The organism is Bradyrhizobium sp. 179 (assembly GCF_023073535.1).
Classification (GTDB): domain Bacteria; phylum Pseudomonadota; class Alphaproteobacteria; order Rhizobiales; family Xanthobacteraceae; genus Bradyrhizobium.
In genome coordinates, this window is the sequence record NZ_JADPJR010000127.1 from 1 (window position 1) to 14,761 (window position 14,761).

The window sequence follows — 14,761 nt, forward strand, 5'->3', positions numbered from 1 at the left end:
GCAGCCTGCCGGCCTGAAACGCCGCCTCCAATACAGGCAAGCACACGTTCGCGAAGATCCATCGACAGCGGTTTCGCCATGCCCGCCGGCCTCCAATCCCGGCGGCAAGCTTGAATCATCAAAACGCTGATTTGTGAATCCCCAGCGATTCAGTCCGATGGGCTAACGCTCTAAGCTTTTGATCTCTCTAGAGGCGAATTCGACCGTTTTTTCCAAACGCTCATTGGAATCCTTGAATAATCAAACGGATTTTGATCCGCCATTCTGGCGTTCGCTCAAGGCAGACGTTGGTGCGGAGTTCCTGGATTAGCGCTCCACTCGGCTGTTCATTTGGAAGCTAGGATTTGGAAAGGGGCCGCGTTGCCGGCGGCCAGGACCTAGCCCGCATCCACTATCTCAGATCTCCCGCAAGCCCCGTTCTCGTCCGGGACGCCGCAACGAAATCGCAATGAATTGGGTGAAATGACCGTGAACAGAATGCGACCGATCCAGCCCCCACACCAAGAAAGATCAATAACTTAGAAGATATCCACTGCGTTCGGGACGCAGGGGCGGAGGTTTAAATCCGCTCGCTCCGCCCATTTTTTTCCAACGTCCAGCGACATGCGATCTTCACCTTGGCATCTGCGTCTGCCCTGAAACCATGACCACGAGGCAAGCGGGCAAGCGCGGCCTGATCAGGCCTTCGCGTCCAACGCATCGACGGTCGCGAGCTTAAACTTTAGCGTCGAACTTCGTGCCAGCGGACTTGTTGAAAGTTGATAGAGCCAGCTGCGAGAACGCGTTCCAGTCCGATCGCGCGAGGCGATAGCCCGTTTCATGGTCTTGGCGAAAGGTCGTCGCGGCAGGCATTGAGCATGATCAGTCGAAGCTGCCTTGTAGGCGCGACGGCGAACAGCCATGCTCAAGCCCCACCGTCTCGTCGAGAACGTCAGAGCCGGTCTCTCGGATCGCATCGGTAGGGATCAGCGACCAGCATCCGGATTAGCTGTCTTCTTTTGTCATTCGGCCGGTGAGTCCTAGCCTGCATTCGCCTTCAACCCCGCCGCCTGGATGCCCGCGACCGCGCAGGCCTCGTCATTGTCGGAGGTGTCGCCGGAGACACCGACGGCGCCGAAAAGCGTCGTGCCATCCATAATCAGCACGCCGCCGGGGACCGGCACCAATGCGCCCTTGGCGATCGTGTTCACCGCGTCGATAAAAAAGGCCTGCTCCTGCGCGCGTTGGAATAAGGCGCGCGAACCCATCCCCATCGCGAGCGCACCATAGGCCTTGCCGTGCGCGATCTCGCCGCGCATCAGGCTGGTACCGTCCTGCGCGGCGGCGAACTTGAGCACGCCGCGCGCGTCCAGGATGGTGACGACCAGCGGCTTCAGCTTGAGCTCGCCGGCCTTCGCGAAGGCGGCGTCGAGAATTTTGCGGGCGGTGTCGAGGGTGAGGTCAGCCATGGCTGGTTTCCTTTGTAGCTGGAGAACTGGAATTGGGTCCGTCGCGATCGAGGCTCATGGCGAGCACCCGCGCGACGTGAAGGGCCTCGCGCCCGGCACCGTCGTGGATCTGGTGCCGGCAGGAGGTGCCGTCGGCGACGACCAGCGTAGCCTGGTTCGCCCGCCGCACGGCCGGCAGCAGTGACAGTTCGGCCATCTGGATCGAGGCATCGTAAGTGTCGGCACCATAGCCGAACGCGCCGGCCATGCCGCAGCAGCTCGATTCGATGGTCTCGACCTCAAGGCCGGGGACGAGGCGCAGCACCTGCTCAACCGGCTTGAAGGCGCCGAAGGATTTTGGTGGCAATGGCCGTGCACAATGGCTTTGTCGGCCAGGTTACCGAGCGGCAGTTGCAGCCGTCCGGCCTCGGCCTCGCGCACCAGAAATTCCTCGAAAGTCAGCGCGTGGGCACCGACCGCGTTGGCGTCGTTGTCCTTGCGTAACGAGGCGAGCTCATCACGGAGCGTCAAGAGGCAGCTCGGCTCTAGACCTATGATCGGCACGCCGCGCGCGGCGAAGGGCGCGAAGGTGGCCACGAGACGATCGAGCTCGGCCTTGGCCTCCTCGACGAGGCCGGCTGACAGGAACGTGCGGCCGCAGCACAGCGGGCGGCTGCCGCTCGACGGCTTCGGCAGATGCACGCGATAGCCTCCGGCCGCAAGCACGCGCAGCGCAGCTTCGAGATTTTCGCGCTCATAGATGCGGTTGAACGTATCGGCGAACAGAACCGCTTCGCGGCCGCTCTCCGGTCCCACGTTGTCAGCCGGCGGCACGAACACATCGTTGCGGAAGGCGGGCAGGGCACGGCGCGCGCTGATGCCGGCAAAGCGCTCGAACAGCTTTCGCAAGAGCAGGTTGCTGTTGCGCAAATTCGCCAGCAGCGCTTCGATTGCTCTATAAATTTGTGTCGAGGCGCTAAAGCGGCGCCTCGCCGCAGATTGCGCTTGCACCTGGCGCCCGAGCTGCCGCAAATGACAGCAAAACGGAGCCAAGGAAGCGAGCGTGCCATGAGCGACACCACTGCGGTCATTACCGAGAAGCGCGGGCAGGCGTTCTGGATCACCATCAACCGGCCGGAGAAACGCAACGCCCTGAACGGCGATGTCATCGCCGGCATCAGAAGGCTATCGCGACGCGCATGACGACAAGGACGTCCGCGTCATCGTGCTGACGGGCGCGGGCGACAAGGCGTTCTGCGCGGGCGCCGACCTGTAGAATTCCGGCGCGGCTTTCGCGATGGATCATTCCAAACCAAATGTCGACTATGCCGATCTGCTACGTTTGTCACAGAACGCCACTAAGCCTGCGATTGCGCGGGTTGGCGGCGTCTGCATGGCCGGCGGCATGGGCCTATTGTGCATGACCGACATGGCGGTTGCAGCCGATCACGTCATCTTCGGCCTGCCGGAGGTGAAGGTCGGCGTGTTCCCGATGCAGGTCCTGAGCCTGCTGCAGAGGATCGCGCCGCCGCGGCTTGTCAACGAATGGGCGCTCACGGGTGAGCCGTTCGATGTCAAGGCGGCGCAGGCCGCGGGCCTCCTGAACTACGTGGTGCCCGCCGCGGAGTTAGATGCAAAGGTCGACTGGCTGATCGCGCGTATCGTCGACAAATCGCCGACCGCGATCCGCCGCCGCAAATACGCCATGCGCGCGATCGCCTCGATGTCATTCGACGAGAGCATCGCCTACACCGAAAGCCAGATTGCGCTGCTTGCGATGACCGAGGACGCCAAGGAAGGCCTGAAGGCCTTCACCGAAAAGCGCAAGCCGGTCTGGACGGGGAAGTAGCTTTCCGACCCGAGCTCGATCAAGCTATGGAAGATAGGACGAAGGGGGATTGCGTGGCTCGCCCAGTGATTAGACCTCAGAGGTGAGTTCGAGCTGCTTAGCCGCTTCCGCGAGGGTAGCAGGCGGCAAAGTATAGCTGCCGAATGCCAGCAGGACACGCTTGATGACGTTGTACAAAGCCTTATCGGTGATCGTAACCAGGAAACGCTCGCCGGCACGCGGATATACTGAGGTGCACTTAATGATTTGGGGCCAATTGATCTAGTAGCTCGTCGCAGAGCAACTTCTGGCGACCGTGGCGAACAACTGAGAGCCTTGATCGCGGGCAACCAACGGTATATGCAGCAGGCGGCCGCGCTGGGGGCGCAGCTAGAGTGTGGAATGATCCATTCCCTTACCTCTTTGCGCTTCTTTTGCGCGCTTTATGTTTTCCTCTTCCACGTTCGATTTGTTCAGGAACTACCTCCCGGACTGTCAAATCTCGTGGACAATGGTTTCACCGGTATGACGTTTTTCTTCATCTTGTCGGGGTTTGTGCTTGCGATCAGCCATTGGGATCGTCCAATCGCATATGGCAGTTTTGTATTAGCGCGCGTAGCCCGGTTGTATCCCGCCTTTGCACTCGCGTTCATTCTCTCGTATTCCGCCTACAACACCGGGGCTCCCTCGGACGCTCAGGCTCTCAATGTTGTTGCGAATGTCACGCTGATGCAGGCTTGGTTCCCAAGCATGTACGAGCTGGGTCTGAACCGCGGCTCATGGTCGATTTCTGTAGAGCTGTTTTTCTATCTCCTGTTTCCGTTTGTATGTCTCGCCATCCAACACAGATTGCGTGACGCGAAGATCGCCGTCCTGTGGCTAGTTGGCCTGTGGCTTGCGAGCTTCCTGCCCGGCCTCGTGCAACGTGTCGCCCCGCAGCCAGGGGGTATGTGGCTCTACTATGCATTCCCTCCGTTTAGGCTTGCTGAGTTCCTAGTCGGGATCGCGTTGGCGGTGATTTGGAAGCGGAAACTGATTGAGCCGCGACTTTCTCTACTCTGCTTATCTGGATTTGCATTCGTGGCATCGTGCTTCGCCGGACTGACGACCAACAATCTAACCATACTCAACGCGACGGCTGTTCCGTTTATTTTGGCGATCATTCATTATTCGGCTGAGAAGCGCCCTGTTTGGCTGGAATGGAAGCCTCTCGTCTACCTAGGCGATGTCAGTTACGGCATATACATATATGGCTTCGTCACAATCCCGATGCTGATGTGGCCGATGCTACACCGCGGCTTCGATCATATGGCTGTGCTCATGGCCGGCGTCTTATCTACGTTAGGGCTGGCTGTGATCAGCTACCATGTTCTCGAGCAACCGGCCCGCGCCTTTGTGCGAAACCACACATCGCGGATCTCAAGAGTTCCGGCAGAATAGACGGCGTCCACAGAACTCATGATCAATCTGTCGCATCGTGGCGACAACTGAGCGCGAGCCGTCATCTCGGCTCGAGATGAAACTGATGGATAGCCGGGATGAAAGGCGGTGCAGAACTTGAGGATCGCGTTCTTAATGTGTTCGGCAGGCACCGCCTCAGAGGTTTGCGAATTAGGAGCTCGGCTCCAGGCCAAATTCTCGCCTAGACCTGGAGCTGTTTTCAATCTCAGAAGCGAGTGGTTCGGCGCGGCCTATTGGGCGGACAATGATCAGCCCATTCGCGTGGGCTCTTAGTATCATCGTACTTGTCCGTGGCGCTGTATCTGCCATGGTGAAGAGGAGGTAAGGCGCCGTGGCTAGAGTTCCACATCCATCGCCGCCAGCACATACCCCAAGAGAGTCGTGACAGCTACATACGATGCGGCTCCCGCAATGACCGTGAATATGCTCAAGCTAACGCCCTGCCAACGGTATGTTGGGCGAATCTAAAAATCGATTCAATCTGCGGACCGCTACCCCCGAGGGTAGACCAAATTCAAACTGTGGTGGGATGATCGCACAACCTCCAAATTCGATCCCTCGGCGCACCATGAGATCTTCGCTTAAGGCTCTGCTTATCGTCACCGGGATCTTCTTCGGATGGCTGGCGCTCAGCGTCCTGACATTCGATGATGTGCCGAACGGCTCTGCTTATCTCGGCCCACGACGTTAAAGGGCCTGAGAAAGGCGGGGAGTAGATTTTAACGCAAATCAGTTGGCGAGAAGACACAGGCGCGCCGGCCCACGTTGGCGGGCCTCTGTGCTAGCAAATGGGCGTGCCCCGCCGATCGTGCGGAACGTCGCGGCCCGGCCGCAGTCGGCGCCTGCCGCCGTTTGTTCTCGGTTCGTTCCCATGAACGGGCGGGTACTCTCCGTACTGCGATCAAGTCGCGCACGCCGGTGAAGCGCAGTTCGCAAGCCTGATCTTGGTTTCGGATTTTGGCTTGGGCAACCAACGTTGGGGCAGATGGCGTGCCGACTAATCGAGAGCGGCCGTTTTTTGCGTCGCAACTTCGTCAGTTACGTGATGACACGTTGTTAGAACAAATGCCGCTCTGCTGCATTGCCATTCACTACCGAGGGCAGCACTTGATACTGGCTCGTGAGCGGCCAATCCTAACAGAGCGGCCGCGCCGATCAGCAAATTTACTATGACGAGCTTGCGTGCTTTGCGAGCCCACGTTGGACTGATCATAGAGGTAGCTCCCCTTCTGGGACATGCTCTGGAAGAGAGAAGGCTAGGCCTCGTTTGTTTCAGGCCGACTTCGCGCCCAGGGAAAATGGTTTCATGGCGCGGATCTGGAGGATCGATTCGGAGGCATCTCGGTTAGGCCAGCATGGGCATCCAGGCGATTATGCAGGCGGTATTGGTCGGCCTTCCCGTCCTAATTGTCTCTGCTTGCGTGAGTTCTGATCGGGTCACTTCGGGTTCGACAGTTCGATCAGGGGCTATGGGCGCGAGACCTCAACGCCCTCAAGTCGACAGCCGACTGATGCAGCAACCTCAGGCGTAAAAGCAGAACTGAATGCTGCGCGCGCGAGAGCTAGCCGATAAAGCCATCTTCGGCTCGCACTCACAAGGCCCGCCGGTTCACGCCGGCGGACTCCGGACAGCGTCACCCGCACTATCACCAGAGACGATCTCGCTCCGATGCTTTCACGCCATTAGGCAGCCTTGAAGACGGCTTGGCGTGAGGTGGCTTCACGCTGGGGCCCAAAACCGCCCACTCGCTCTGCGAACAGGTTCGCACATTCCTCCTGTTTGCGACCCTCGGCGGCAGACCGATCCCGACGTCTTTTCGGATTTCATTTTCAAGGATGCGATCAACGGTAGTTTATGGACACTACCATCGAGTTTGCCTGGTACGTCGTGATCGGATCGCTGCTCTCGATGTGGCCATCATGGAAAACCGCAGCTTGGCTGCTGTGGCTCTCCGGGGGCGCCGTGATAGCAATGCAGTGCACGCATTTCGATTATGCCTTCTATGGAATCCCTGCCACTTTCTTCGCTCTCTTCGGCGTGTCATTTGCGAGCGGCGCTCTCCTGTCCACGACCAAGGCTTCCTGGTTGCCTTATCGGGCTTATATGATTGTGGCTGCGCTACTGATGCTCTTCCTCATGCGCGGCCGACCAGAATGCCAAGTACTGGGCACAGCAAGCCTGGCCGTTCTCACGGTCGTCATAGGCGTGTCCTTCGCGGACAACTTAGTTCGCAGCCGGTTCGATATTTCCTATGGGGTTTATATCTACGCTTTTCCGATCCAGCAGCTGGTGATCAATCGTGTCACGGAAAATTTTTGGGCCGGCATGCTGATTGCCGCTGCTTTGACTACGATTACGGCCGTCTTGTCTTATCATCTCGTCGAGAAGCGGTTCCTAAAACGGCGCCACGGACGTGAGGAGACGGCACCCGGAGCTCTGGCATTGGCAGCCAGCTAGGTTCCCGGGGCCTAATAGTGTCGCGGTATGCGTGCGGCGCGCCTGTGTGGTTTGCAGAGCAAGCGCCTAATTCTCGATCTCCGATGGAATGGAGTACTTCCGCTTCAGGAGCTTTCAATGGCTCCTGTGCTTCGGCTTCTGTCAGCTCACGGACCGCGAGGAGCCGATCCTCAGAGCGTTTGCGGTAGATTTTATCGTGGTCTCGCCAGATCTCGGCGGAGGGGCCGCGCAATCCGCGAAGCCAAACGAAGCATGCCATCGCTAGTCGTCCGTGAAGAACCCTGAATTCAGGCTGGATTGATCCGGGGTCGGGCGAAGAGGATGGCCAGGATTTGCCACAACGAGAGCCTGAGCCAGCAGATCAGGCGGCGGAAGTTGTAGCCGACGGCGGCGAGGACGGCGTTGCTGGCGTCGCCCTCGCGATGCCAGAGATAATTGCGGCCCATTCGACGCTCGGATTTGAGATGGCCGATACCGGTTCGACGGCGGACCGCCTTCGCAGCTCGCGCGTGATCTGTGGCGTCACCCGCCGCTTCTGCCCTGACGTGAACACCCTCAACTTGTAATCGGGTGGGGCATTGTGGCCGCGATAGCCCTTGTCGGCGAGGATGCGCTCGAGGGTATTGCCGATGAGGGCTTCCATGTCCGGGATGACGGCTGCGAGCGTATGCCCGTCATAGGGTTGCCGGGCAGCGCCTTCACGTGGGTCACGAATTGACCGCCTTTGGCGTGCGCCAGCGTCGTTGCAACACGACGGAATCACGACTCGTGATTCGACGGAATCCTCAAAAATGAAACTGCAAGCTTTTGGGCGGTCAAAGCCCGAAAGTTTGCAATCCCAAAGACCTTCTCGCCCCGAAAACTGATTCTTGATCAACCGCTTGGAGGTTCTTCACGGACGACTCGCTACCGTTCATCCTCCACGAAAATGAACTCCCGCCAAGGCGGCCGCGCGTCCGTCATCCTCAATTGACTGCCGAATACTGCTGTTGCTCGCAGTTTTCTAAAATGACGGACTGCCTTAAGTCCTTGTACACATCGTCGAAAAACACAGAATATATGCGGCGGGGTCTGTCGGGCAACGGGGTCGCCTCTCGCAGGCAGACAAAGTAGCTTCCTGGGCCGTGGTCCGTACTTCGTAGCGCGGAGATCTCAACCGGCATGATCAGCTTTGCTGTTTGGGCGGCGATCTGAACGCCTTTCTGTATTTCCTCTTGGCTTGGTGCTTGCACTGGCCGGGCCTCTGGCAATGGAGCTGGGGTATCGACCCAGATCGAAGAGCAGGCGGTCAGGAGCAAGCATAGCAACGGGGTAGAACGCATCACTGATCGAATTTGCGTGGTTAAGGATCACGACACGATATACGGACAGTTTCAGCTCACTGCTAGCTCTCTCGCGACGCGACTATCGGCGCATTCCAGACGCGCAGACCCAGCTCAACTCGAGAGATGCCGGTGTACTTGCTGACCTCTTCGTTCTGAAGCGCGGCCAGTCGATCGATCATGAGCTGGGCGTAGGCTGCGGCGAGCATCGCCTTCTTGATCTCAGGGGGAGGTTCGTGAGGTACGCTGGGCTCCAGGGCAGGGGCGCTTCCAGCGGCAGCGGATCCTGAGCACGGTCGATGGCGCGATCGTGCGGTAGAGTGGACGGAAACGGGTCATCGGGAATGGAAGTGAATGGACTTGCGTTGAGGACTTCCTGTTCGTTGCGCATACTTTGCTCTCCGTGAGCCCCAGCGTGTTTTTGGGATCACTGAATCCGAGCTCGGTCAACGGTGAGAATTTGTTGGCTTTGTCGACATTGCGCGAACTGCCTGCAATCTGACGGCTCATCGCCGTGATCGTTGGCCTTTGTCTGGTCGGAAGTTATCGCAAAACTCGGCCGGCGAACGCCGGGCACTCCGAATCGGGGGCGACCTGTTGGCGCTGCGGTTATCGATTTTGTGTGATTTAGCGGGTTTGAGAGGAGCGACTTCGTCGACCGGGGCTGACTGCTCTCTGCGATCATGGGTCACCCGGGGTACGTCCCCGAAAGCCGGTCCGACGAGATGACTTTCGGGCCCGGAGCGTATCGGAGCCGTCGCTCTAAACGCGGTACCCCTGGACCGCGAGCACCTCGCGCAGGAACGCCACCTTCTTTTGTCGCTTCCCGGCCGGCGCAGCACCTTCCGCACCTCGTTCACCAGCCGCTCTAGGCGTTCCACATGCGCCCGCACGACGTCGTGTCGGCGGTCCCGTTCAGGTTGGTCGAGCGCGATCATGGCCTGGCGGTTGCCCAGCTGCGGCGTAGGTGGCCAAACGTTCCACTTCGCCAAATTTCATTTGCCAGTCTCCTTTTGGCTGAGTTCGGACGCCGGCGGCAGCCGCAGCGATAGCTACGAGCTGACGCCTGACGACATACGCGATCTTCGCAAGCAGCTGGCGCGTCTATGCCGAGGACACGAAGTTCTGCGCATGGTCTCGGTCCTGGATCCTGAGGAGCAGTGCTACAACGCGAAGTATTGATGCGAACGAGCTTCACGGCAGTGTGAATCCGATTTCCGTTGAGCCTTGCTGTTTCGCGACTGACCTTGGCGAGGCGTGAGGAGCTCGGCGATGAAGGTAAAGCTGCACGAAGTGGCAAAGTACTAGAGAAGGAGAGCTTTCGGCTGTCCGTGAGGACCGAGGGCGGTGGCGTTATCCTGGTCGTGACGAACCCCCGTGGTGATGGCGCCGGGGACCACGTTGCTACGTTGAATCTCCATAACAATGTAGTCGGCTGCTATGAAGAGGACGTGTTCTGGGACGCCGTCGCGCTCTACCGACACTCGCAAAAGCAGCAGGACGCGGCCTGATGGACAGTTCCTGGCTCACCCAGGATCAGCACGAAGCAGTTAGCTTGACTCAGGGTCTGCGCAATCTGATTTGCGCCACGACACCACCTGCTAAGCTTCAGGTAGACCGTGACAGGCAGGAACGCAGCGAGCCTTGAACTCAAAGCCTGTTGCCTGGCCTTGGGCGTGACAGGCAAATTGCCGCATTTTAGCTGTACCTTGGTTCTATAGTAGTCTTCGACACGTTTTGCTCGATAGTGTTGTCTTGAACGAATGCGCGGTGGCCCCACTACTTCTGCCAATTGACGATGTCGGCTGCCTGCTCAGTACCTTCTTCGCGGCGGTCGGCACCAAGCGATGCAAGATCATAGGCTAGCCCGTGCGCCCCCGGGAACGCATACGTATACGGTTTCCCCCATATCAAGCGAGCGCGCTTCCGACAGTCCGTCAAAGGCACATCCTCAGTATCCTGCGGAGCCTGGATGGAGCTATCCTGCGTTGCCCGTTAGGCCTGCGGCCTGGATGCCTGCGACGGCGCAGGCCTCGTCGTTGTCCGACGTGTCGCCGGAGACGCCGACTGCGCCAAGTAGCGTCGTGCCGTCCATGATCAGCACGCCGCCGGGGACCGGCACGAGCGCGCCCTTGGCGATGGTGTTCACCGCATCGATGAAAAAGGCCTGCTCCTGCGCGCGCTGGAACAAGGCGCGCGATCCCACCCCCATCGCCAGCGCGCCATAGGCCTTGCCGTGCGCGATCTCGGCGCGCATCAGGCTGGTGCCGTCCTGCGCGGCAGCGAGCTTGAGCACGCCGCGCGCGTCCAGGATGGTGGCGACCAGCGGCTTCAGCTTGAGCTCGCCGGCCTTCGCGAAGGCAGCGTCGAGGATCTTGCGAGCGGTGTCGAGGGTGAGGTCAGCCATGGCTGATTTCCTTTGCAGCTGGAGAAGTGGAATTGGTCTCGGCGCGATCGAGACTCATCGCCAGCACGCGCGCGACGTGAAGGGCCTCGCGCTGGGTGCCGTCGTGGATCTGGTGGCGGCAGGAGGTGCCGTCGGCGACGACCAGCGTCGTCTGGTCTGCGCGCCGCACGGCCGGCAGCAGCGACAGCTCGGCCATCTCGATCGAGGCATCGTAGGTGTCGGCGCCATAGCCGAAGGCCCCGGCCATGCCACAGCAGCTCGATTCGATGGTCTCGACCTCAAGGCGCGGGACGAGGCGCAGCACCTGCTCGACCGGCTTGAAGGCGCCGAAGGATTTTTGATGGCAATGGCCGTGCACGACTGCCTTATCGGCGAGGTTACCGAGCGGCAATTGCAGCCGGCCGGCCTCGGCCTCGCGCACCAGAAATTCCTCGAAGGTCAGCGCGTGGGCGCCGACCGCCGTGGCGTCGTTGTCCTTGCGTAGGGACGCGAGCTCGTCGCGGAGCGTCAGGAGGCAGCTCGGCTCGAGACCTATGATCGGCACGCCGCGCGCGGCAAAGGGCGCGAAGATAGGCACCAGACGATCGAGCTCGGCCTTGGCCTCGTCGATGAGCCCGGCTGAGAGAAAAGTGCGTCCGCAGCAGAGCGGGCGGCTGCCGCTCGTAGGCTTCGGCAGATGGACGCGATAGCCGCCGGCCGCGAGCACGCGCAGCGCTGCGTCGAGGTTTTCGCGCTCATAGATGCGGTTGAACGTATCAGCGAAGAGAACAACCTCGCGGCCGCTCTCCGGCCCCACGCTGTCGGCCGGCGGCACGAACACGTCGCTGCGGAAGGCGGGCAGGGCGCGGCGTGCGCTGATGCCGGCAAAGCGCTCGAACAGCCTTCGCAACAGCGGGCTGCGGTTGCGCAAATTCGCCACCGGCGCGAAGCGTGAGGCGAGGTCGGCATAGCGCGGTAGGTAGCCGACCAGGCGGTCGCGCAACGTGAGGCCATGAGACTCTGCGCGCGCGGCCAGCACCTCGATCTTCATCTTGGCCATGTCGACGCCGGTCGGGCACTCATGGCGGCAGGCCTTGCAGGAAACGCAGAGTTTCAGCGTCTCCATCATCTCGTCGGAGGCAAGCGCGTCCGGGCCGAGCTGGCCGGAGATCGCCAGCCGCAAGGTATTGGCGCGGCCCCGCGTGACATCCTTCTCGTTGCGCGTCGCGCGATAGGAGGGGCACATCACGCCGCCCTCGAGCTTGCGGCAAGCGCCGTTGTTGTTGCACATCTCGACCGCGCCCTGGAAGCCGCCGCCTGCGCCGGGATAAGCGGACCAGTCGAGCCTGGTCTTCAGCTCGGTGACGCGATAATCGGGCCGGTAGCGGAAGAGCGAGCGGTCGTCCATCCTCGGCGCATCGACGATTTTGCCGGGATTGAGAACGCCGTCGGGATCGAAGCGCTGCTTCACTTCCTTGAAGTCGGCGACGAGGCGTTCACCGAACATGGTCTCATGGAATTCGGAGCGCACCAGGCCGTCGCCATGCTCGCCGGAATGCGAGCCCTTGTATTCGCGCACCAGCGCAAACGCCTCTTCGGCGATGGCGCGCATCGCCTCGACGTCCTTCTCGAACTTGAGATTCAGCACGGGCCGCACATGCAGGCAGCCTTCGGATGCATGCGCATACATGGTGCCGCTGGTGCCATGCTTGGCAAACACCTCGTTCAGCCGTGCGGTGTAGTCGGCGAGGTGTGGCAGCGGCACCGCGCAGTCCTCGACGAAGGAGACCGGCTTGCCCTCCTGCTTCATCGACATCATGACGTTGAGGCCGGCGGCGCGGAAATCGGCGATGCCGCTCTGAAGCGCCGGCTCCGTGATCTCGACCACTCCGCCCCATTTGCGCTTGTCGTTGTTCCAGCCGAAGCCGAGATCGCCCATCAGCTCGCCCAACTGCTTGAGGCGCGCCAGATTGTCCGCCTGGTCTTCCTCGGCGAATTCGACCACCAGCACGGCGTCTGGATCGCCCTTGATCGCGGCGGAGATGATCGGCTTGAACATCGCGATGTCACGGCCGAGTGCGATCATAGTGCGATCGACCAGTTCGACTGCGATCGGCTTGAGCCTGACCAGATGCTGGGCTGCGTCCATCGCTTCGTAGAAACTGCCGAAATGGCAGACGCCGAGCGCCTTGTTGCGGATCACAGGCCACAGCTTCAGCTCAACCTTGGTGGTGAAGGCCAGCGTGCCCTCGGAGCCGACCAGGAGATGCGCCATGTTGTTGGGTGCATTGCGCGGCACCAGCGCATCGAGATTGTAGCCGCCGACGCGGCGCTGCACCTTGGGAAAGCGTGCGGCGATCTCCTCGGCCTCGCGGGCGCCGAGATCGAGCATGTCGCGGAACAGGGCCCGTGTGCTGTCGCCGGCCTCGACATCCGAGAGATCGCCCGAGACCTCGCCGAAACGGTTCAGCGTGCCGTCGGCAAGGGCCGCCTCCATCGACAGCGTGTTGTCGCGCATGGTGCCATAGCGCAAGCTACGGCCGCCGCAGGAATTGTTGCCGGCCATGCCGCCGATGGTGGCGCGCGAGGCCGTGGAGACGTCGACCGGAAACCACAGGCCGTGCTTTCTAAGCTGGCGGTTGAGATCGTCCAGCACGATGCCGGGTTCGACCACGCAGGTGCGCCCCTCGACGTCGAGCGACAGGATCCGGTTCAGATGCTTGGAGAGGTCGACCACGAGCCCGTCATTGACGGTCTGGCCGCATTGCGAGGTGCCGCCGCCGCGCGGAGTGACCTTGTGTCCCTCGTCCCGGGCAATGGCGAGCGACAGCAAGGCCTCGTCCATGGTCTTGGGCACGACCACGCCGGCGGGCATGATCTGATAGAACGAGGCATCGGTCGCGTAGCGGCCGCGGCTGAAACCGTCGAACAGGACGTCGCCGGTCATTTCCGCGCGCAGGCGCCGTTCCAGCGAGGAAGCGTTTGTCATCCCTGATCCCGGACCGATCCAGCGAGGTGGCCCAGCCTTGCTGAGTTATTCACTATGTCTCGCGTTCGATTATTGTGAATTCAGAATGGGCAACCCGGCCATCCTCTCAGGACGAGACCGGCGCGTCCTCTCGGGGTTCGGTCAGGTGCTCGATCGCGGCCGCCCGCTTGTTGCGCAGGTGCTGGAACAGGATGTCGCTGAGCTCGCTCGCAGCCCGCCGGCGCAGCGCATCGAGAATGGCCTCGTGCTCGCGCATGGCCTCCGCCCAGCGCTGCCGCTTGCGGGCGAAATTGGCGGAGTAGCGAACGCGCCGGATCCGGCCGGCGAAGTTGGCGTAAGCCGCCGTCAGCGTCTCGTTGCGCGCGGCCGCGACGATGCTCTCATGGATGCGCTGGTTGGCCTGGAAATAGCCGTGCATGTCGCGATGTAGATAGCGGCCGTACATCTCGTAATGCAGCTGCTCGATCGCGGTGATCTCCGCGTCGGTAATGGCTTCGCAGGCGAGGCGCCCGGCGAGGCTCTCCAGTCCCGCCATCACGTCGAACAGCTCCTCGAGGTCGCGCTGGCTGAGCTGGCGCACCCGCGCGCCGCGGTTGGGCAAAAGTTCGATCAGCCCCTCGGCAGCGAGCACTTTCAAGGCTTCGCGCAGGGGCGTGCGGGAGATTCCGAGCATCTCGCAAAGCTGCCGCTCGGGAACGCGCCCGCCTTCCGGAATGTTGCCCTCGACCACGTAATCGCGCAGCCGCAACAGGATCTCGCCATGAAGCGAGGCCTCCTGGCGATCGCCGCCATTTAGGCTGGGCGGGGCAATCGGAACCCCGGTGTCGGGAATCGTGGATTTCATTTGTAGCACAGTAATTTGCCTGTTTGGTCGCGTCGACGGCCACAAT

The 14,761-nt window shown here is 61.0% G+C and carries 8 protein-coding genes and 3 pseudogenes; 3 read left to right on the forward strand and 8 right to left on the reverse strand.

Features of this window, described 5'->3' with window-relative positions:
* Positions 1-1,019 precede the first annotated feature (1,019 nt).
* Both IVB12_RS28705 and IVB12_RS28710 read right to left on the reverse strand, forming a co-directional pair.
* Entirely contained in the window at positions 1,020-1,448 is a 429-nt protein-coding gene (locus IVB12_RS28705; protein ID WP_247304129.1) for a heme-binding protein, read from the reverse strand.
* Positions 1,441-2,366 (reverse strand): annotated as a pseudogene (locus IVB12_RS28710) (heterodisulfide reductase-related iron-sulfur binding cluster); the annotation flags it as partial. The pseudogene IVB12_RS28710 and the gene IVB12_RS28705, both read right to left, overlap by 8 nt.
* Before the next feature lie 129 nt (positions 2,367-2,495).
* Between IVB12_RS28710 and IVB12_RS28715 the strand changes: the two are divergent.
* From IVB12_RS28715 to IVB12_RS28725, 3 genes and pseudogenes are all read left to right on the forward strand, one after another.
* A pseudogene (locus IVB12_RS28715) lies at positions 2,496-3,276 on the forward strand (enoyl-CoA hydratase/isomerase family protein).
* 381 nt (positions 3,277-3,657) lie between these two features.
* Positions 3,658-4,695 (forward strand): acyltransferase, encoded by a 1,038-nt coding sequence (locus IVB12_RS28720; RefSeq protein WP_247304131.1) that lies wholly within the window; start codon positions 3,658-3,660, stop codon positions 4,693-4,695.
* 1,876 nt (positions 4,696-6,571) lie between these two features.
* On the forward strand, positions 6,572-7,174 hold the full coding sequence (locus IVB12_RS28725) for a hypothetical protein (RefSeq protein ID WP_247304133.1): 603 nt from the start codon (positions 6,572-6,574) through the stop codon (positions 7,172-7,174).
* 287 nt (positions 7,175-7,461) lie between these two features.
* Here IVB12_RS28725 and IVB12_RS28730 read toward each other — a convergent pair.
* The 6 genes and pseudogenes from IVB12_RS28730 to IVB12_RS28755 all read right to left on the reverse strand — a co-directional run.
* A pseudogene (locus IVB12_RS28730) lies at positions 7,462-7,924 on the reverse strand (IS5/IS1182 family transposase); the annotation flags it as partial.
* A gap of 634 nt (positions 7,925-8,558) precedes the next feature.
* On the reverse strand, positions 8,559-8,705 hold the full coding sequence (locus IVB12_RS28735) for a hypothetical protein (protein ID WP_247304135.1): 147 nt from the start codon (positions 8,703-8,705) through the stop codon (positions 8,559-8,561).
* Positions 8,706-10,275: 1,570 nt separating this feature from the next.
* A complete protein-coding gene (locus IVB12_RS28740) occupies positions 10,276-10,443 on the reverse strand; it encodes a type II secretion system protein GspG (protein WP_247304137.1) in 168 nt (55 codons plus the stop codon).
* 31 nt (positions 10,444-10,474) lie between these two features.
* Positions 10,475-10,903, reverse strand: coding sequence for a heme-binding protein (locus IVB12_RS28745; protein ID WP_247304140.1), 429 nt, complete (start codon positions 10,901-10,903; stop codon positions 10,475-10,477).
* Complete coding sequence (locus IVB12_RS28750; protein WP_247304142.1) at positions 10,896-13,871, reverse strand: FAD-binding and (Fe-S)-binding domain-containing protein; 2,976 nt, start codon at positions 13,869-13,871, stop codon at positions 10,896-10,898. Before IVB12_RS28750 ends, IVB12_RS28745 begins: the two co-directional genes overlap by 8 nt.
* A gap of 106 nt (positions 13,872-13,977) precedes the next feature.
* Entirely contained in the window at positions 13,978-14,715 is a 738-nt protein-coding gene (locus IVB12_RS28755; protein ID WP_247304143.1) for a GntR family transcriptional regulator, read from the reverse strand.
* Positions 14,716-14,761: the final 46 nt, after the last annotated feature.

Excerpts from the sequence above, each read along its gene's own strand:
- IVB12_RS28755 (WP_247304143.1), bottom strand. The coding sequence starts at position 14,715 with ATGAAATCCACGATTCCCGACACCGGGGTTCCGATTGCCCCGCCCAGC.
- IVB12_RS28725 (WP_247304133.1), top strand. The coding sequence starts at position 6,572 with ATGGACACTACCATCGAGTTTGCCTGGTACGTCGTGATCGGATCGCTG.
- IVB12_RS28720 (WP_247304131.1), top strand. The coding sequence starts at position 3,658 with ATGATCCATTCCCTTACCTCTTTGCGCTTCTTTTGCGCGCTTTATGTT.
- IVB12_RS28735 (WP_247304135.1), bottom strand. The coding sequence starts at position 8,705 with ATGCTCGCCGCAGCCTACGCCCAGCTCATGATCGATCGACTGGCCGCG.
- IVB12_RS28745 (WP_247304140.1), bottom strand. The coding sequence starts at position 10,903 with ATGGCTGACCTCACCCTCGACACCGCTCGCAAGATCCTCGACGCTGCC.
- IVB12_RS28705 (WP_247304129.1), bottom strand. The coding sequence starts at position 1,448 with ATGGCTGACCTCACCCTCGACACCGCCCGCAAAATTCTCGACGCCGCC.
- IVB12_RS28750 (WP_247304142.1), bottom strand. The coding sequence starts at position 13,871 with ATGACAAACGCTTCCTCGCTGGAACGGCGCCTGCGCGCGGAAATGACC.